Raw genomic sequence first — 19,788 nt, 5'->3', positions numbered from 1 at the left:
CATGCTGGTGTCCCTCCTGGGCGCGTCCGACGCCCGCGCGCAGACGAACGTCGCGCTGAACAAGACCACCTATACCTCTTCCGCGGAGGCTCCATTCCTGGGCCAGTACGCGGTGGACGGCGACGGTGGCACCCGCTGGGCCAGCGGCTTCACGGCGAACGAATGGATCACCGTGGACCTGGGCCAGACGCGCACCATTTCGCGCGTGGTGCTCACCTGGGAGCCGGCCTACGCCACGGTCTACAAAATCCAGGTCTCCACCAACAACACCACCTTCACCGACGCGCTGACGGTGAACACCGGCGACGGCGCGACGGACGACCTGTCCCTGCCGGCCGGCACCACGGGCCGCTACGTCCGCATGCAGGGCGTCACGCGCGCGCTGCCCGCGTATGGCTATTCGCTGTGGGAGTTCGCCGTCTATGAGACGGGCGGCACGCCGCCTCCCACCAACACGGACCTGGCGCGCAACCGTCCGGCCACCGCGTCCAGCGTGGAGGCGGACGCCGCGGGGCTCCAGCCGGGCTTCGCGTTCGACAACGACATCAACACCCGCTGGGCCTCCGCGCAGGGCGTGGATCCGCAGTGGATCCGCGTGGACCTGGGGTCGTCCCAGGTGGTGGGCAAGGTGGTGCTGGACTGGGAGGGCGCGTACGGCAAGACGTACACGATTGACGGCTCCAACAACGACAGCAGCTGGACGACGCTCAACACGGTGACCAACGGCGCCATTGGCCGCCGGGAGATCCCCGTGTCGGGCACGTACCGCTACATCCGCATGCGCGGCACGGAGCGCGGCACGGGCTACGGCTACTCGCTGTGGTCCTTCGAGGTCTACCAGAACGGGGGCACCACGCCGCCCCCCACTCAGACCACCAACCAGACCATCAAGCTGAACTTCCCGGAGCTGGCGTACGCGAAGATCAACGTATCGCCCGCGCCGCTGTCGGTGACGCCGGTGCCGGAGGAGGGCAACACCACGCCGTCCGTGCGCAACCCGCCCGGGCCCTTCACCTACCAGCTCACGTTCCCGCCCAACACGACGGTGACGCTGTCGAAGAACCAGTTCTCCCCCACGCAGCCCAACACGGACATCCGCCTGGCGGTGGTGGACTACAACGGCGTGCAGCAGCGCGCGCAGTCCGTCACGGCGCTGGCGGTGCAGGGCGCGGACTGGAACGTGGAGATCTTCTCCACGGGCAATGGCCCCACGGACCCTCGCGACCCCACCATCATCCCGGACCCGTACGTGGCGCCCGCGCCGCTGGCTGTTGCCGGTGCGTTCCGGCTGTCCGCGCCGGGCAACAACGCGATGATCACCGCGTCCCGCCGTCCCACGCTGTCGTGGGCCACGGTGACGGGCGCGACGAACTACAAGGTCTACGTCAACCTCACGCGCAACGACTACGACTGGATGGCGGCGGGCAACCTGTTGGATCGCTACACGCAGGTGGCGTCGCAGACGGGCACGTCCTTCACCTTCACGGAGGACCTGCCGGACCGGTGGACGTACAAGTGGTACGTGGTGGCCACGCTGTCGGGTGGCACCACGTCGCGCTCGGACATCGGCAACTTCAGCGTGTACCTGCCGGTGGTGGAGACGCAGGCGGACGGCGTCAACCTCGTCAACGGCGTGCGCGACCTGAACAAGAACGGGACGATTGAGCCGTACGAGGACTGGCACAACCCCATCTCCGTGCGCGTGAACGACCTGCTGGGCCGCATGACGCTGCGCGAGAAGGCGCTGCAGATGTTCTACGACGCCAAGACGTACCCGGAAGCCGGCTTCCAGATGGGGCCCCTGTCGCCCACGGACATCCCCATGTTCCAGAAGGCGTCCGCGGCCACGCGTCTGGGCATCCCGCACATCGACGCGGGTGACTCCATCCACGGCTACAAGACGAGCTGGCCCACGCAGCCGGCGCTGGCGGCCACGCGCGACCTGGACACCATCTACGAGATGGGTGACATCCAGCGCCGCGAGCAGCTGGCCATTGGCAGCCGCGGCACGCTGTCTCCGCTGGCGGAGGTGAACACCAAGGTCCTGTATCCGCGCACGCAGGAAGGCAACGGCGAGGACGCGGACCTGGCGGCGGGCATCACCCGCGCGCTCATCGCGGGCCTCCAGGGCGGTCCGGAGGTGAACCCGAGCTCCATCTGGGTGACGACGAAGCACTGGCCGGGGCAGGGCGCTGGCGGTGAGGCGGGCATCACCTACGACGGCACCACCATCCACTACCACATGCGTCCGTGGCACGCGGCCATCGAGGCGGGCACCAGCGGCATCATGCCGGGCTACGCGGGCAGCTGGCTGCTGGGGCCGGAGGGCTACGGGGCGGGTGACAACCCGGGCATCCTCAACTACCTGCGCAACCAGCTGAAGTACGACGGCGTCATCTGCTCGGACTGGCTGCCGTCGGGTTCGTGGGTGCGCTCCGCCACGGCGGGCTCGGACGTGATGGGCGGCGCGACGCCGCAGGCCATGGCCAACTTCGAGAACGAAGTCCCCGTCGCGCGCATCAACGACTCCGTGCGCCGCATCCTGGACCTGAAGTTCCGCCTGGGCATCTTCGAGGATCCGTACAAGCAGGGCCCGGCCGGCACGTCCCAGTGGCACACCGCGGACAGCAAGGCGGCGGTGCGCCGCGCCTCCCAGGAGGCCATGACGCTGCTCAAGAACGATGGCGCGCTGCCCATCCGCCTGCCGGCGGGCGGCAAGCTGGTCATCGCGGGCCCGCGCGCGGACGACATGTCCTGCATGGTGACCTGGCGTTCGGACTTCCACGGCACCGAGTTCGGCGACCCGACCATCTACGCGGCGGTGAAGGCGCGCGCGGAGGCCGCGGGGCTCACGGTCTACAAGGACAACGCCCCCGCGGGCGTGACGCCGGACGCGGCCATCGTGGTGGTGGGCGAGAGCTACTTCACCCACGGCACGGAGTGGGACAAGGAGAAGCCGTACCTGCCGGGCGACCCGATTGGCCCTACCCACGACGCGAAGTGGGGCGACCAGTACGGCATCATCAACAGCTTCAAGTCGCGGGGCATCCCCACGACGGTGGTGTTGATCAGCCCGCGTCCGTACGTGCTGACGAACGTGGTGCCCCTCTCCAACGCGCTGATGCTGGCGTACCGCCCGGGCGACATGGGCGGCTACGCGGTGGCGGACGTGCTGTTCGGTGACGTGCTGCCTCGGGGCAAGACGCCCTGGCAGCTGCCGCGCGGCATGAACCAGATAGGCACGGACGTGGAGAACAACCAGCTGGAGAAGTGGGACCTGCCGTTCGACCTGGGCGCGACGGACGCGGAGCGCACGGCCATCCGCCAGAAGATCGCGGCGGGCCAGCCGGTGCCGCCCACGTACGGCAACCCGCTGTACCAGTACGGCGCGGGCATCCAGGGCTTCGGCCTGACGGACGCGACGCCTCCCGTGGCGTTCAACCTGCTGACGCCGTCAAACAACCTGGTCATCACCGGCACGCGTCCGGCGTTCACCTGGGCGGCCAGCAGCGACCCTCAGACGGGCATCCAGCGTTACGAGGTGTACCTGGACGGCGGCGCGATGCCGGTGGCCATCACCAAGACGCCGTCGGCGGCGCTGGACGGACTGAAGCTGGCGAACGGGGTGCACACCTGGTTCGTGAAGGCGTTCAACTGGGCGAACGGCGTCACGCAGTCCGCGACGTTCACCTTCACGCTGAACGACACGACGCCGCCCGCGGCCTTCGCGGCGCTGTCGCCGTCGGCCGGGCAGTCGGTGCCGGGCACGTCCACGCGCTTCATCTGGGAGCAGACGACGGACGTGGGCGCGGGCGTGGCGGAGTACGTCCTCATCGTGGACGGCACGGACCGCACCCCCTCCATCCTGCGCAGCACGCCGGTGCCGGCGGGCACGAACCTGGCGCGGGGGAAGAATGCCTACGCCACGTCCGTGGAGTTCGGCAGCGCGAACGACGCGGTGGATGGCAGCCTGGCGACGCGTTGGTCCAGCGTGGGCACGGCGACCACGGGTGACACGGAGTCCATCACCGTCGACCTGGGGGCCATCTACTCGCTCAAGCGCATCGTGCTGAACTGGGAGGCCGCCTACGGCCGCCGCTACGTGCTGGAGTCGTCGCTGGACGGCTCCACCAACTGGACGGCGCTGCGGACGGTGGACACCGGCGACGGCGGCATCGACGACTGGACGGTGGCCGGCGTGGGCCGCTACGTGCGCATGCGCGGCGTGCAGCGCGCGACGGCGTACGGCTACTCGCTGTGGGAGTTCGAGGTGTACGGCGTGGGCACGGAGCAGACGACGCTGAACGGTCTGTCCACGGGCTCGCACACGTGGCGCGTGCGCGCGGTGGACGGCGCGAACAACACCACGCTGTCCTCGGGGCCCATCACCTTCACGAAGTAGGGTGAGGACTTGAGATAGGGGAGGGGCGGCCGGAGTGATGGCCGCTCCTCTTTCTTTTTCATTACGACCCAACGGAGCGCCCGGGGCCGTATCCGTGTCGTGCTCCTGAGCTGGATCCGATGCTTCACGCTGTCGTGCTTCGTCCTGGGCGTGACGGGTTGCGAGTCCGACGATCCGCCCCTGGAGTCACCGGACGCGGGCGGGGTGGTGCTGGCGTCCACGGTGGAGCGCTACGATTTCGCATTCGACCTCACCACGGGGGAGGCGTCGTCCCGGCTGTGGTTGGACGTGGAGGCTGGCGCGCGGGGCTGCGTGTCCCTTCCAGCTCGCGCGGAGGTGACGGACGTGCGGTGGGGCGGTGCGCCTCCCGAGAGCTTCCGCCTCGCGGACGGTCGGATGGAGGTTTGCGGCGTTGCGCCGCTGGAGGGGCCGTTGTGGCTCGACAGCCGGCTGCGTGTGCCGGAGTCCACCGTGCCGTACACGCAGGTGGGGTTCTCACGGCGGTTGGATGCGCAGGGCCGTCCCTTCACGTATCTGCTGGGCTGGTTGGAGTCCTGCGACCTCTTCGGGCCGTGTGACACTGCGCCCGGGAGGCTGGCGCACTTCACCTTCGACATCACGCACGCGCCCGGTGACGGGGTGCTGTGTCCGGGGAACCTGTCTCGGCGAGATGAAACACATACGCGCTGCGAGCTCCTGGGGACGCGAGCCCCCACGTACTCCGCCTTCATGGTCGCTTCGCATCCGGCGTGGGAGCGCACGCGGCTGGTGGACACGGACGTGGGGTGCGTGGAGCTGTATGAGCCGCCAGGGGGACTGCTCGGGCCGGCGATTGACGCGGGCGCGGTGGCGGAGTTCCTGGCGCGGATGACGGCCCGCTTCGGGCCGCTGCCCTATGGCCCCGAGCTGCGCGTGGCCAGCGGGCGCACGGACTGGTTGGGCATGGAGCACCCGGCCAACATCGTGCTGCGCGACGACCTGCCATGGATGGGCGGGCCCTACGCCAACGTGACGATGCACACGTTGATGCATGAAATCGTGCACCAGTGGGCCGGTGACCGGACGACGCTGGCGAGCGCGGAGGACTACCCGTGGAAGGAAGCGGTGGCGGAGTACCTCACGTATGTCTTCGAGGACGAGCACCGGGGTGAAGACGCCGCGGTCACGCTGGCGTACTGGGACCGGCTGGCGCGGACGGCCTCCTACCATCTGCGTCCACGAGACACGCCCAAGCCGTCCTTCCTCTCCTTCGTGAATGACATCTACGGTACGGGCCCGCTGATCCTCCTGGTTCAACTGGAATCCCTGCTGGGTCGCGAGCAGGTGCTGACGGGGCTCCAGGCGTTCCTGGCGGAGCCGGGAGTCCGGAGCATCGAGGACCTGCGCCAGGCGCTCGAAGGCGCTTCAGGAAGGAACCTGCGGCTCTACTTCGACACCTGGGTGGATGGGGAAGGGGAGCCGGACTGGCCGTACTTCCAGGTGGAGTGGAGCCAGGGGGACTCGTTGACGTTAAGGGTGACGCAGCGGACGGAGACCGGGAAGGTGTATCCCTGCGAGGTGGAGTTGGAGCTTCAGGGGGCGGTGCCGGAGGAGCGACGGCGGGTAACGGTCTCCTACGGGCTGGCCCCGGAGTCCGCGACGGCGGGGTTCACGGTGAAGGGGCTGCCGTGGAAGGTCCAGCAGGTCGCGGTGGATCCGCGCAATCGCCTGGTCAATCGCAGGAGCCTGGGGCTGGCTCGGGAGCCCGTTCCCCAGCGCTGGCGGTTGTGATCGATCCGCCGTGAACAAGAAGGCCCCTCGGGCCTGGGAGGCGCGAGGGGCCGTTGGCCACGAGGTGGTGGCCGTGGACTACGGAGTGGGCGTGGCGACGGCGGGCGTGCCTGCCGCGGGCGCGGCAGCGGCGGCAGCAGCAGCGGCGGCTGCGGCAGCGGCTGCGGCAGCGGCCTCCTCGGCGGCCTTGGCCTCGGCGACCTTGCGGGCGGCTTCGGCCTCCGCGCGCTTCGTGGCCTCGGCCTGGGTGGCGGTCTTCATGCTGGCGAGGCCTTTCTCGAAGTCCTTGCCGATCATCTGGTCCATGTCCATGACGAGGCACATCGCCTTGCTCATGAAGTTGTGGTTGCCGGCCATGGTCCAGGTGACGGTGGTGCCGTCGTCGGCGGGCTTGAACGTGAAGGTGGTGATGCTGCTGTCTTCGAAGGGCTTGATGAACTCCAGCTTGATGCGGACGGCCGCGTTGGCGGTGGCCTCCAGGATGGTCATGCGGCCCTCACCCACGTCGTTGTTGCCCACCCACCCATAGGTGGCTCCAACGCCCGACTCCGCGCCGCCAAAGGTCTTCTTCATGCTCGGGTCGAGGTTGTCCCAGGGGGACCACTGGTTCCACTGGTGGAAGTCATTGACCAGACCGAACGCGATGTCGGGCGTACCCGCCACCGTGGTTGTGCGCGTGACGGTGTAGGAATCGGGGCGGGTGGCGATGAAGCCTGCGAGCAGCACGAGCGCGGCAACGACGCCAATGGCAATCTTCTTGAGCATGGTGTTCCTTGAAAAGGGTCCCCTGGACGGGGAGGCCGCGTCTTAGGCCGCCGGATCGCTCCGACTCAAGCCCCCCAGCGCGCGGCCTGGCTTGACGCAGCGTGAGGCGCGAGTCGTTGGGGGCCCACCATTGTACCGGCGGTCTAGAGTGGGCCCATGCGCCTGGCGGTCATCGCGGTACTCGTGGCTCTGTTCTGCAGTGGCTGTGCCGGGGTGGAGGCTGCCTCCGGAAGAGGAAGCACGCAGTTCCTCCGGCCGGATGCGTTCGAGGAGGTGCTGATTCACGCCGGGCTGGAGGATGTGGACGAGCTGCCCACTCGCCGCAATCCCTTTACACCCGAGGACGCAGTGGGAGTGCTCGAACGGCTGACGGAGACACCCGTGACGTTGGGCTCCTTCCCTCCGCGGATGGCCGCGGGCTTCCTGATGCGCGAGGTGCTGGCGGACGGCGACGTGTCGCGTGAGGAGCTGGCGCGGCGGGTGGAACGCTTCGCCCGCGAGCAGGTGGCGGTGCTTCGGCCGGACGGATATCTCGCCTGGGCGCTGGATGGCAGGACGCAACAGAAGGTTTCGGAGGTGAAGTGGAGGGACGGAGCCTTCCGCGCAGGGAACTTCGAGTTGGGCCGCTTTTACAGCGGCCGTGGCGGAGTCTTCCGCCATGTCGACGCGCAGCTGCGCGCCGTGGACCCGAGACCCCTGGCCGAGGTGTACGACGACGCGGATGTCATCAGCCGCTCACTGGATGGCGCCGAGGACGCCTTCGTGGAGCTGTACCACGCGTTGGGTCAGCTGTTGTCGCGCCCGACGGACAGCATCGCTGGGCTGCGAAACCTGCCGGCGGGGATCGTGGCCCTCATCACGAACTCTCCCGCCTATTGGGAACGATTCCAGCACATGACGCGCGGCGAGCAGATCCGCGAGACCGCACGGCTGACGACGAATGTCGTCGCACTGTGGGGAACGGCCTCTGCAACGACGCGCTCGCTGAAGGGGCTGGCCGTGGGCGCGGAGGTCTCCGCGCCGATGCTCTCACTGTCCGCGGAGGGCGCGCTGATGCTGGACCTCGTCTCGGTCCCAGTGGGACGCGCGACGACGGTCTTGAGTGGAGCTCCTGGGGCGGCCGTCATCCTGTTGAAGTCGAATGCCCCAGGCGGTGGGGCTTCCTCTTCCGGTGGACCGGGGAAGTGGCGGCCCGCGACCGAGCACATGGAGGATGCGGCCCGGAAGTACCAGTCCCAGATCACCAACGCCGCGGAGGGACCGGTCTACGAAGTCGACAGCGTCAAGTTCGACGGGTTCACCAATGGCGTGTTGCTGGAGGCCAAAGGCCCGGGCTATGAGAAGTTCCTCGAGATGGCCGTGGAGCAGGGCGGATGGTTCGAGGGATTCACGGACATGGTCCGACAGGCGAAGCGACAGCAGCGCGTTGCCCGTGGAGTTCCCCTGGAATGGCACTTCGCGGAGCGCAAGGTCGCGGACTACGTACGAGCGCTTTTCAAGAGAAACGGTCTGGGGCGGATTCCCGTCCACTTCACTTCTCCGCGCTGAACGTCTTCACGGCTGATGACTGAAACCTACTACGCAGGGGTGTACTGGCCCGGAAGGCCCGAGCCGCTGGAGACCCATGCTCGGCGGGCCGAAGCCCTGTTCCAGCGGTTGGCTTCCACAGACCCGATCCTCGCGAATTGGTACGAGCAGGCCCGCTCCCGGGAGCCGGCGCTCAACAGCCGGATCAGTCCAGATGCCCTTTCGCTTCAGCAACTGCTCAAGAAGACGAAGTACCAGATAGGCGAAGGCGAAATCTCCTTCGCCGCCTGGAACGGGAGTGCTGACGACAGCAGCGTCGTCAACTTCTCCTGCGGGGCTCCGGTGCCGGGTGCCGTGGACCTTTGCGTTTGGACCCCCTCTGCGCCAAGGCTCCTCTCCCAGCAGAGAGCGTCCCTGGTGCTGAAGGCGATGGTGCTGGCCTGGGAGCCTGAATGGGGCATCGTCACTTCCGACGCGCACCGGGACTCGGTGTCTGAGTCAGGCGACGCAGGCACGTTCATCGGATGGATGACGTACTTCTCCCGGGACCGAGGTCCGGTGCCGCATCTTCCCGGCCCCGTGCGAGTCGAACCCGTTGAGGACCGAGGCACCCTCGTCATCCTGACCCCGGAACGATTCACGCTGACCAGGCCGGATCATGTCGCGCTCGCGGAAGAGGTGCGGGACCAGTTGCAACGGGTCGGGTTGCTGGAACCGCTTGGAGCGTCTTGATGCTGACCCCTGACACCGCGAAACACTTGTCCCTGCTGCGGACGCTGGGGGAGCCGGAGCTGTCGCCGTACACACGGTGGCAGTGGCTGGGGTGGGATGCGTCGTCGCGTTACCTGCTGTCCGTCCAGAAGCAGGGCGGGACACCGTTGCGCTGGTGGGACCTGCACTCGGAAGAGACGACTCCGCTCTTCGCGCACTCCGTTTCCCGCTGCGTGGCCGCGTGGTTCCTCCCTGGCTCCCAGCGCCTCCTGTCCGTGACGGTTCGCGGCACCCTCCGGACCTGGTCCGTCACCGACGGCACGCTGCTGTCCTCGGTGGAGACCGGTGGTTCCGTCTCCAGCGCGTGTCTGTCCTCGGACGGAACCCGCCTGCTGCTCACCGCCGGCCAGGGGCGTGTCATGCTCTGGGACCTGGAGCGCAACTGGCTCGTGTGGCGGCTGGAGGATCCTGCCTACCTCTATGGCTGCGCGCTGTCGCCGGATGGCCGGTTCGCGGCCGCGGGCGCCGCCGAGGAGCAGGAGGGCGCCGCGACGCGCGGTTCCGTTCGCCTCTGGGATGCGAGAACCGGCAAGCCCGTGGGGACCCGTGCGCTCGATGCCCAGTGGATCTGGAACGTGGCGTTCACGCCGTCTGGAGAGTCGCTGGTCGCCTCGAATACCGGTGGCCAGTTGTTCTTCCTGGGCCTCCCCGGACTGGCAACGCTTCGGACCCTCGAGGCTCCAGGCTCCGGTGCGCTGCAGATGGAGTTCAACTCCGATGGCTCTCTACTGGCTGCGAGCGCGGACACGAGCGCGTTCGTGGTCATCGATGTCCGCGAGGGCCGGGACGTCTTCGGCTATTCGGACCTGGATGACATGCAGGGCAGCACCGCGAACTTCTCCCCCGACGGACGCTTCGTGAGCTGGGGCATGGACGACGGCAAGGTAGGCATCTGGGGCGTGAAGCCCAGACCCTGAGGAAGGGATGGATGGTAGCGTGTCTGCCATGCGTTCAGTCTATTCCTTGGTGTTTCTTGCATGTCTTGCGGCCTTCACCGCCCAGGCCCAGGTCTATATTCCTACCCCCAATGGCGCCTATGGCGTCGAAGTCGCGAAGTTCATCGAGACACAGGAGATTGAGAATGCATCCGGACTGGTCTGGGCTCCGGACGGTTCCAACCGCCTGTTCGTGGTGATCAAGGGAGGGAAGGTCCGGATCATCCAGAACGGCGCGCTCCAGCCTACGCCATTCATCGATGAGCAGGTGGCAACGGATGGAGAGCAGGGCCTGCAAAGCCTTGCCTTCGATCCGGACTTCGCGACCAACCGCTACGTCTACGTCTTCGCCAGTCAGCCGAACATCGACGTAGGGGGTGTCACCCGCTACATGGCGCAGATTCTGCGGTTCACGGAGGCTGGCGGTGTGGGTGTCAACCGGACCGTCATCGTGGACAACATCCCGCAAAACAAGAGCCACAATGGCGGAGGTCTGGCCTTCGGTCCGGATGGGCTCCTGTATTTTGGAGTGGGGGATGGAGACATCTACGCAGGGACCAATGATGACCTGTCCCTGATGTCGTCGAAGATCCTCCGCGTCCACAAGGACGGAAGCATTCCCACGGACAACCCCTTCTACGATGACTGGGGGCCGAACAACGATCTCATCTGGGCCCGAGGCTTCCGCAATCCCTTCCGGATCCGCTTCCAGCCTGGAACCGGGAAGCTTTGGGCCAACGTTGCCGGGAACATCGCCGAGCAGATCTTCAGCGTGGGGCGGGGTGACCATGCGGGCTGGTGGCAGTATGAGAACAACCAGCCCCAGGGATTCCTGTCGCCACTCGTCGCCTATACGCCAGGGCTGTGGGACGTGTACTCCTTCACGTCGACAGGAGCCGTGCGCAAGGGCGGGGTCGCGACCTTCACCGTGGAGGGCACCTATCCGGTCTCCTCTCTGCGCAAGGGCAAGAAGGTCCATCTGCGGGATGTGGCAGACCCCAGCTTCAATGGAGTCGGCTACATCACCGGCTTTCCGACGCCCCTGTCGTTCACGGTGGATCAGCCCGGTCCGGATGCGGTGAGCGGTGGCGGTGGCCTGCAGACAGACCAGATGGGCGATGCCGTGGTCGGTGGTGTGTTCTACGCAGGCTCACGATTTTCCTCCGAGTACCAGGGCGATTACTTCTTCGCCGACTTCGGTGGGTACCTCCACCGGGTGGACCTGGGAGCGGATGGCTCCGTGAAAAAGGTGGAGCTCGTGGTGAACTACGTCCACGAGTCGAACTTCACCGACGTCGCGGTGGGACCGGATGGCGCGCTGTATGTCTCATCCTTCTACAGCACGATCTTCCGGATCACGCCGCTGCCCGCGGGCCAGGGCGTGATCGTCTCCACTCAAGACCTGGTCGTCCCCGAAGGAGGGTCGAAGACCCTCATGGCCTCCCTGGCCATGCCTCCCACGACCCCGACGTATGTGGCCCTCGTGAGGCGTGAAGAGGACTCGGACATCCGGGTGAGCGCCGGGCAGCCGATGCTCTTCGACGCGACCAACTGGAGCGTCCCGCAGTTCGTCACCCTCAGCGCGGCCCAGGACGCGGATTATGAAATCGACCACGCCACGTTCTTCGTCACCATGGACCAGGGCTTTCCGGAGGGCGTGCCCGGCGTGGAGATCCACGCGCGCACCGAGGAGGATGAAGTCCAGGCGCTCCAGCTCTCCACCACGTCGTTCGACCTGGATGAGGGAATGGGCGGCACCTTCACCGTCCGCCTGACCTACGTGCCCACGTCTCCCGTGACGGTCACCGTGGCCCGGACTTCGGGGAGCGCGGACGTGACCGTCACCGGCGGCGCCTCCCTGACCTTCACGCCCGAGGACGGAACCGCGGCGAAGACCGTCACGGTGGCGACCGCGCGCGACACGGACAGCGAGGACGACGTGGCCTTGTTGACGGTGTCCTCTCCGGGACTCACCTCGCGGGTGGTCACCGTCATCGCCAGGGACGTGGCTGGCGTGCCCACCATCACCTCCGCACCCGTGACGCAGGCGACCGTGGGGAAGCCCTATACATATACAGTCACGGCGTTCGGGAAGCCCGAGCCGCTGCTGACGCTGGTGCAGGGGCCGCAAGGCATGACGCTGGACCCTGTCAGTGGACGTCTGTCCTGGACGCCCGCGACCGAAGCGACCGTGACCGTCTCCGTGCGCGCCAGCAATGGACCGCTTCCGGATGCAGTCCAGACGTTCCAGATCCAGGTCCGAGCGTCAGGAGTCCCCGACGCCGGCGCCGATGCGGGCAGTGTCGTGGACGCTGGCGCCCAGACGGATGCCGGGGCCAATACGGATGCGGGGACCGGAACGGACGGTGGCTCCGTCGCGGACGCGGGCACCCAGCAGGATGGCGGCACGGTGACGGGCCCCAAGGAGGATGAATCCGGCGGATGCAGTGCTGGCGCCACCGCGCTTCCGGGTGTCCTGGGCGGGTGGTTGCTCGCGGGTCTTCTGTGGAGGCCTCGCCGCGCCCGGCGGAGCTGAATCCAGAACTGGAAGGAAAAGACTGACGGACAGACGGGAAGGCACGCTAGCGTGCTCGATATGCGATCCATTGCCGCCTGGCTTGCCCTGGCATTGCTGACTGCCTTCCCCGTCTATTCCCAACCTGTCGAGACTGCTCGTGACCTTGAGATCATCGATAACTGGGTGATCTTCAGCGACAACGATGCCACCCGGATGGGATGGGTTCCGGACGGCTCTGGCCGCCTGTTCGTGACGACGATGAGGGGAAAGGTCCTCGTCGTGGTGAACGGGGTGTTGCAGCCCACCCCCTTCATCTCCGAGTCGTTCACCCAGGGGCACGATCAGCAAGGCCTCCTGGGCATGGCCTTCGATCCGGACTTCGCGAACAACCACTACGTCTATTTCTTCGCGGCGATGCCGGGCTACACGTTGCAGATCTTCCGGTACACCGACGTCGGTGGCGTCGGCGTGAATCGCACCGTCATCGTGGACGGGCTCCAGGCGGGAGTGCTCGACTACGACGGCGGCGGCATGACCTTCGGTCCGGATGGCATGCTGTACTTCGGGGTGGGAAATCTCCACGGCAGCCGGGGCGAAGATGTCTTGACGAGCGCGGCGGGAAAGATCCACCGCGTGCGCCCGGATGGCACCGTGCCTACCGACAACCCCTTCTACGATGGACCGGGCCCCAACGTGGACAGCATCTGGGCGCAGGGCTTCTGCAATCTCTACGGGTTGGTCTTCCAGCCGGGAACCGGCCGCCTGTGGGCCAATGCCTCAAGTCCGGAGAATCTTCAGATCTTCAGCGTGAGTCCGGGCGATCATGGAGGGTGGCCCCACTACAACTACAGGCGCCCCGCGGGCTACCTTTCGCCCGTTTATTCATACATCCCCGCCAACTTTGATGACTCTCCGCTCACGTCGACAGGTGCGGTGCGGCAGAACGGCGTTGCGACCTTCACGCTGCTGGGCGACTCCGTGGATTCCTATTGGTACCGCAAAGGGACGCGGATCCTGATTCGGGATGTGGAGGAGCCCAGCTTCAACGGTGATTTCTATGTCACGGGGCATCCGTCTCCGCAGTCATTTACCGTGGATCAGCCTGAGCCGGATGCGGTGAGCGGCGGTGGTCAGCTCAGGCGATGGCCCCAGGGCGAGTTCGTCATGGGAGGCATGTTCTATACAGGGACGCGCTTCCCCACGAGCTACTCCGGCAACTACTTGTACACGGACTTCCGCGGAATGCTTCATCGGATCCGGTTCGCGGCGGACGGCTCCATGGCCAATGAAGACGTCATCATGAACTATGAGACAGGCGGCGGCTTCGTCGACGTGAACGAGGGACCGGACGGGGCGCTGTACGTGCTGAGCTATTACGGCGGAATCAACCGGATCACTCCGGTGCCAGGAGGCCAGGCCTTGATCGTGTCGCCGTCGGACCTCGTCATCCCGGAGGGCGGAACCCAGACGGTCATGGTGTCCCTGGCGATGCCTCCCGCCGTGGACGTCTGGGTCAAGGTGGCAGTGCAGGGTGGCGATGGCGACCTCTCCGTGGTGGACGGCGCCTCGCTTCGGTTCACGATCGAGAACTGGAGCGTTCCCCAATTCGTGACGCTGGGCGCGGCGCAGGACGCGGATGCGGACGTCGAACATGCGTCCTTCACGTTCACGCCGACGCAGGACTTCCCCGTGGTCACCGTCCATGCCCGCACGGAAGAGGACGAAGTGCCGGAGGAGCCTGCCAATGACGGCGGCGTCGACGGCGGACCGGAAATGGATGCGGGAACCCTCGAGGATGCCGGGACTGTCGAAGACGCGGGAACCCTCGAGGATGCGGGAACTATCGAAGACGCGGGGGCCATCGAGGATGCAGGGACCGTGGAGGATGCGGGAACCCTGGTGGACGCCGGAGCAGTCGTGGACGCAGGCTCCGCGAAGGATGGCGGCACGATGCCCGTGCACATGGAGGATGAATCCGGCGGGTGCAGTGCCGGCGCCAGCGCGCTCCCAGGCGTCCTGGCCTGGTGGCTGCTCTCCGGGCTCGTGTGGAGGCCCCGCCGGTCCCGGCGGTAACCCTCCGCGCGCGGCACCTGGGCGTTCGGCCACAGGATGATTAGCGTTTCGCCACGGGGAGGTGGACGTGGCGAAACCGCGCCAGGCGGTCCGGAAGCAGACGCGCACGCCGCATGAGCGGCGGCATGACACCGCGCTGCTCATCATCGACGTCATCAACGACCTGGAGTTCCCGGGCGGGGAGAACGTCCTGCCCTGGGCGCTGCGCATGGTGGAGCGCCTGGGCCCCTTCGCCGAAAGGATGCGCAAGGCAGGCGTCCCGGTCATCTACGTCAACGACAACTTCGACCTGTGGCGCAGCAGCTTCACGGATGTCTACAAACACTGCACCCGGAAGGACAGACGGGGCCAGCGGGTCGCCCGCGCGCTCAAGCCCCGGCCGGACGATTACTTCATCCTCAAGCCCAAGCACTCGGCCTTCTTCGCCACGTCGCTGGTGCCCCTGCTGGAGCACCTGGGCACGAAGAAGCTGCTGCTCGCGGGCATCGCCACCAACCTGTGCGTCTTCTTCAGCGCCCACGACGCGCACATGCATGAGTACAAGATCACCGTGCTCAGCGACTGCTGCTGCGCGGAGAGCGACAAGGACCACGACCTGGCCCTGGATCAGCTCCAGCGCTTCCTGCGGGTACGCGTCTGCCGGGGGGACGAAGTACACCTGCAACCCCGCTCGCGCCGCCGCGCCACGCGAAAGCCCCCGCCAGAATGGAAGTGACGGGGGCCGCCTGACACGCGGACGGACGGCTCAGACGTCCTTGTCGTCGTCATCGTCGTCGTCGAGGATGTGGCACTTGCCGGCATCCTCGTCGAGCGCCTTGCCGATGAACTCCTTCACCAGGTCGTCGCCGTTGAAGACCAGGGACAAGGAGTTCTGCTCCCCGCCCACGTCCTCTTTCTTGTCCAGGACGAGCTTGCCGCCCAGCGCCGTCGCGTTCCCGTCGACGTGCGCGCCCGCGGGCACCCGCACCTCGCCGCCGATGGACACCACGTCGCCCTTCACCTTGGCACCGGGCTCCAGGATGACGCGGCCCCGGATGGCGGCCACGTCGTTGTCCACCACCGCGCCCTTCTTCACGATGACGTCGCCATCCACGGCGACCGCGTCCTTGATCTTCTCCCCGGGCTCGATGACCAGGTTCGTCCCCTGGACCGCCTTGCTCCCGTCCTTGACGTTGACGCAGATGGTCTTGGCGGGAGCCTTGGCCGGCTTCTTCGCCGGCTCCGCCGCCAGGGCAGGCAAGGCCAGCGAGCAGGCGAGCAACAGGGTGGGCAGGAACGGGCGGCGCATGGCGGGAACCTCCGGAACGCGGAAGGGGAGCGGCATGCCCTTGCTACGGACGGCCGCGTCCCCCATTGCATCCGGTGCCCTGCCTCAGCCGAGCACGCCCTTCGCCGCGTCGATGGCCTCATGAGTCCCCGCGAGCGCGAGGATGTCACCCGCGCGCAGCACCTCCTGCGCGGTGGGCACCAGCACGCCTGCTTCGCCCCGCCGGATGGCCAGCACCGTCGCCCCCGTCATGCCGCGCAGGTTGAGCTCCGCCAGGGTCCGGCCCACCGCCGCGCTGGACTCGCCGAGCGCCACCGACTCCGGTTCGCCAATGCCGGGCAGCATCTGACGCACGCCGTGCAGCACGTCCTGTGACGGCTCGTCCTCGTCGCCCTTGGCGTGGGACTGGGCCGCGAGCGCCTCCACGATGACCTGCGCGCCCGCTCGCATGTGTCCCTGCAGGTTCGTGGCGCTCTTCCAGAAGGCGAAGCCCATCACGCCCAGGGACACCAGCAGCACCACCGCGCCCGGCACGCCGGGAATGAACGGTTGGGTGATGGCCAGCACCGGCACGCCCACCATGAAGACGCTGGCCAACTGGAGCGCCACCACCAGCACCCGCCGAGGCGCCGCCGCCAGGTCCACCCTGCCGTTGGCGGCCGCCGGTAGCGCGCCCTCCGCCAGCACCACGCCCAGCCGCCGCCCCATCCGCACGATGCCCACGCAGAAGGGCAGGGCCAGCGCCGTGGACAGGCCGATGACGATCCACGGCGTCATCGTCTTGCCCCAGCCCATGCGCTCGTCGATGAACTCCGTCACCTGGGGCAGCAGCACCGACGTGCCAATGACGATGATGGTGATGAACGCCGCGTCCAGGAGCATCAGGAGCGCCATGCGCCGCACGCGCGCGCCCACCGTCTTCTGGCGCGGCGACGTGCGCAGGTTCTCCACCCAGCTGCCGTACAGCGACGCGAACGTCTGCAGCGGCGCCGGCAGCTTGCGGTCCACCCAGTTGGCGATGGGACCGGACGCGCGGATGAGCCATGGCGTCGTCAACGTGGTGATGGCGGACACGGCCACCGCCACCGGGTAGAGGAACGTGCCCGTGGCCTTCAGGGACAGGCCCAGGCCCGCGATGATGAAGGAGAACTCGCCAATCTGGGACAGGCTCAGGCCCGCCTGCACGGACGTGCGCGTACCGTTGCCCGTGAAGAACGCACCCAGCGACACGCTGAGGATCTTCCCCACGACGACCACACCGGTGAGCACCGCGATGGCCGCCCAGTGCTCGCGGATGAGCGCCGGGTCGATGAGCATGCCCACCGACACGAAGAACACCGCGCCGAACAGGTCTCGCACCGGCTGCACCAGGTGTTCAATCTCCTTGCCCTCGCCGGACTCCGCCACCAGCGAGCCCGCAAGGAACGCGCCCAGCGCCACCGAGTAGCCGAACGTCTGCGCCAGCAGCGCGCCCGCGAAGCAGATGCCCACGCTGCTGACGAGCGTCGTCTCCGGCCGCTGGAGCTTCGTGATGTAGCGCATCAACCGGGGCACGACGAACAAGCCAATGCCGACCAGCCCCACGAGGAACGCGGCCAGCTTGCCCACCGTCAGCGCCAGGTCCCAGGCGGACAGGCCCGAGCCGGTGGACACCGCGGTGAGCATGGCCATCAGCAGGATGCCGATGAGGTCTTCCACGATGAGGATGCCCACCACGATGCCGCGCAGCGCACCCCGGATGTTCTGCTCGTCGAACGCCTTGGCGATGATGGTGGTGCTGGAGATGGCGATGCAGCAGCCGGTGAAAAGGCTCTCCAGCATCGTCCAGCCGAAGGCGCGGCCAACGATGAAGCCCAGCCACACCATCACGCTGCACTGGATGACGGCGGTGAGCCCCGCGGTGGGCCCCACCTGGAACAGCCGCCGCAGGCTGAACTCCAGCCCCAGGGAGAACATCAGCAGGATGACGCCCATCTCCGACAGCGTCTGCACGATGCCCGGGTCCGCCACCAGCGGAATGGGGACGTGCGGTCCGATGATGAAGCCCGCGAGGATGTAGCCCAGCACCACCGGCTGGCGCAGGCGCTGGAAGAGGACCGTGGTGACCGCCGCGACACAAAGGACGGTGGCGAGGGCTTGGAGGAACGCGTGGGCGTCGTGCATGGGGGCGCCTCTGGAGGTGATGGGCTCGCGATGAGCGGCCCCGCCCGTGCTGCGCGGGGCCGGATCCACAGGAAGTTAGGGCGGAATCAGCTGCATCGCTCGAGGGCAATGGCCCCGGCGATGATGAGCACACACAGCAGTCCGCTCCACAACAGGCGCGCGCCCTGCCACTGATCGTGGGTGGAGCCGCCCTGCTGGGTCTGCTGCGACGGGGGTGAGGTGGGCTCGGGGGAAGGGGATGAAGACATGGAGGAAGGTCTCGCGCGGCCGCGAAGGGCGCACCGCGTGCTGGAAGGTTTGTGTCGTGGGAGCGGCCTGCCCGCCGGGTTCCCAGAGGACACACCGGGAGGCGGAAGCGGACGCGGGCCCGCGAACGAAAGAGGAGGCACGAAAGAAACCGCTCAGCCCTGGCCGGGCGGACCCTGCGCCGGGCAGTTCACCGTCCGGGGACGGTCCGCCAGCGGCGTGAGCCGGGAGGGCAGCGCCCGGGCAAGCAGGCCCTCGGCCAGCGCCAGCATCCGCGCGTCATGGCGCGCGAGGATCGCGCGCAGCGTGTCCGGCCGGGGCGTGAAGGGTGTCGGGGGGCGGAGGCCGGCGCCACCGCCATCCACCTGATCTCGCGAGCCCGCCCGCGGGGCGGCCACGTGCAAGCCATGCAGCAGCCCCGCTTCCTCCCACCCCAGCTTCGGGGTGGAAGGCGAGCGCGACACCCCATGCGTCCGGGACGCCGCGGCCTCCAGGTGGGCTCCGCGCGAGGACCTCGAGGGCAGCCCCATCATTCCCAGGAGCCCGGCCAGCACCGCCGCGCACACGGCCGCCGTCAGGGCGAACCTGCTCTCGCGGGGGGCTTCACGCCCGGTGTGGGGAAGGGCCGGCGTCATGGATGGGGGGGTTAAGCGTGTCGCACGGGATGCGACAGTCGGCCGACGACAGAAACGAGCCGACGGAAGGCCTTTATACGCAGCGGGGTCGTCACGCACCTCGGAAAATCGCGCCCTTGGCGACGAAACAGTCCGGTGGTGACGCGCCGGGATGATTTCAGCATCGCTCCAGATTGACGTTGCCACCCGTCAGGGGATATCCCCTTCCGGCGACCGAAAATGCGAACCATTCTCAACTTCAACGACGGATTGGGTGCTGCCCCGACGCTGCCGCAAGCTGTGACCGCGCGTGCGGATGCGGCGCGGAGCCCGGTGGGGCTCTTCCAGTCCGCGACCGCGACGGCGGAGGCGGGATGGGGTCGCTGGAGCGGGGCCCTGTTGACCGCGACCGTGGCGCACGTATTGGCGGTGGCGGTGGGCGTGATGATGGTGTCGACCCGCCCGCCGCCCGAACTCAAGAAGCCGGAGCCGGAGCTGGTGCTGATGGCCTACGCGCCGCCTCCGCCGCCGTTGGGGGGGGGCGCGCCGAAGCAGGCGGCCCCGGAGCCCGTGAAGCCGGTGGTGCAGAAGCCGCGCCCGAAGCGGCAGGAACTGGTGGTGCCCGCGAAGGTTCCTGAGCCGGTGAAGGAGCAGGAGCCGGTGGTGGAGCAGGTGGATACCCCGGCCGCGACGGAAGTCGCCGCGGTCGCGTCGCAGGCGCCCGCGGGGCCTGGCGT

Annotated in this window: 13 protein-coding genes and 1 pseudogene; 9 read left to right on the top strand and 5 right to left on the bottom strand. The window is 67.7% G+C overall.

The genetic code is table 11. The features are described 5' to 3' along the window. Position 1 precedes the first annotated feature (1 nt). Together D7Y15_RS26070 and D7Y15_RS26065 are read left to right on the top strand one after the other, a co-directional pair. Positions 2 to 4,402 carry a discoidin domain-containing protein gene (locus tag D7Y15_RS26070; RefSeq protein ID WP_233597092.1) on the top strand — a complete coding sequence of 1,467 codons (4,401 nt, stop codon included), beginning with the start codon at positions 2 to 4 and terminating at the stop codon, positions 4,400 to 4,402. A gap of 99 nt (positions 4,403 to 4,501) precedes the next feature. Further along, complete coding sequence (locus D7Y15_RS26065) at positions 4,502 to 6,172, top strand: M1 family aminopeptidase (RefSeq protein WP_120577646.1); 1,671 nt, start codon at positions 4,502 to 4,504, stop codon at positions 6,170 to 6,172. Positions 6,173 to 6,250: 78 nt separating this feature from the next. Here D7Y15_RS26065 and D7Y15_RS26060 read toward each other — a convergent pair whose 3' ends face one another. Next, positions 6,251 to 6,937: an SRPBCC family protein gene (locus tag D7Y15_RS26060; RefSeq protein WP_121754256.1), complete on the bottom strand. Its 687-nt coding sequence runs from the start codon at positions 6,935 to 6,937 to the stop codon at positions 6,251 to 6,253. A 156-nt stretch (positions 6,938 to 7,093) separates the two neighbouring features. Between D7Y15_RS26060 and D7Y15_RS46630 the strand changes: the two genes are divergently transcribed. The 6 genes from D7Y15_RS46630 to D7Y15_RS26030 all read left to right on the top strand — a co-directional run bounded on the left by D7Y15_RS46630 (position 7,094) and on the right by D7Y15_RS26030 (position 15,476). Further along, positions 7,094 to 8,485 carry a Tox-REase-5 domain-containing protein gene (locus tag D7Y15_RS46630; protein WP_121754255.1) on the top strand — a complete coding sequence of 464 codons (1,392 nt, stop codon included), beginning with the start codon at positions 7,094 to 7,096 and terminating at the stop codon, positions 8,483 to 8,485. 15 nt (positions 8,486 to 8,500) lie between these two features. Then, entirely contained in the window at positions 8,501 to 9,196 is a 696-nt protein-coding gene (locus tag D7Y15_RS26050; RefSeq protein WP_121754254.1) for an immunity 52 family protein, read from the top strand. Further along, positions 9,196 to 10,152, top strand: a complete 957-nt coding sequence (locus D7Y15_RS26045; RefSeq protein WP_120577642.1) for a WD40 repeat domain-containing protein — start codon at positions 9,196 to 9,198, stop codon at positions 10,150 to 10,152. Before D7Y15_RS26050 ends, D7Y15_RS26045 begins: the two co-directional genes overlap by 1 nt. A gap of 28 nt (positions 10,153 to 10,180) precedes the next feature. After that, positions 10,181 to 12,706: a PQQ-dependent sugar dehydrogenase gene (locus D7Y15_RS26040; RefSeq protein ID WP_158629111.1), complete on the top strand. Its 2,526-nt coding sequence runs from the start codon at positions 10,181 to 10,183 to the stop codon at positions 12,704 to 12,706. Positions 12,707 to 12,901: 195 nt separating this feature from the next. Further along, complete coding sequence (locus tag D7Y15_RS26035; protein WP_158629110.1) at positions 12,902 to 14,761, top strand: PQQ-dependent sugar dehydrogenase; 1,860 nt, start codon at positions 12,902 to 12,904, stop codon at positions 14,759 to 14,761. Positions 14,762 to 14,828: 67 nt separating this feature from the next. Then, positions 14,829 to 15,476: a cysteine hydrolase family protein gene (locus tag D7Y15_RS26030; protein ID WP_199745987.1), complete on the top strand. Its 648-nt coding sequence runs from the start codon at positions 14,829 to 14,831 to the stop codon at positions 15,474 to 15,476. Between the two features lie 30 nt (positions 15,477 to 15,506). Here the strand turns inward: D7Y15_RS26030 and D7Y15_RS26025 are convergent, their stop codons facing one another. From D7Y15_RS26025 to D7Y15_RS26015, 4 genes are all read right to left on the bottom strand, one after another. Further along, positions 15,507 to 16,049: a hypothetical protein gene (locus D7Y15_RS26025; RefSeq protein WP_121754261.1), complete on the bottom strand. Its 543-nt coding sequence runs from the start codon at positions 16,047 to 16,049 to the stop codon at positions 15,507 to 15,509. An 84-nt stretch (positions 16,050 to 16,133) separates the two neighbouring features. Then, entirely contained in the window at positions 16,134 to 18,191 is a 2,058-nt protein-coding gene (locus D7Y15_RS26020; RefSeq protein ID WP_120577638.1) for a cation:proton antiporter, read from the bottom strand. Between the two features lie 86 nt (positions 18,192 to 18,277). Continuing rightward, a complete protein-coding gene (locus D7Y15_RS44805; protein WP_158624430.1) occupies positions 18,278 to 18,439 on the bottom strand; it encodes a hypothetical protein in 162 nt (53 codons plus the stop codon). 153 nt (positions 18,440 to 18,592) lie between these two features. Continuing rightward, a complete protein-coding gene (locus D7Y15_RS26015; protein ID WP_148712866.1) occupies positions 18,593 to 19,072 on the bottom strand; it encodes a hypothetical protein in 480 nt (159 codons plus the stop codon). A gap of 219 nt (positions 19,073 to 19,291) precedes the next feature. On the opposite strand from D7Y15_RS26015, the pseudogene D7Y15_RS26010 reads away from it, so the two are divergent. Beyond that, positions 19,292 to 19,788 (top strand): annotated as a pseudogene (locus tag D7Y15_RS26010) (hypothetical protein); the annotation flags it as partial.

Origin of the sequence: Corallococcus sp. AB030, assembly GCF_003668965.1 — a bacterium.
Taxonomy (GTDB): Bacteria; Myxococcota; Myxococcia; order Myxococcales; family Myxococcaceae; genus Corallococcus; species Corallococcus exiguus.
Note: the sequence above shows the minus strand (reverse complement) of the source record. Positions and strands in the feature narration are given on the sequence as shown.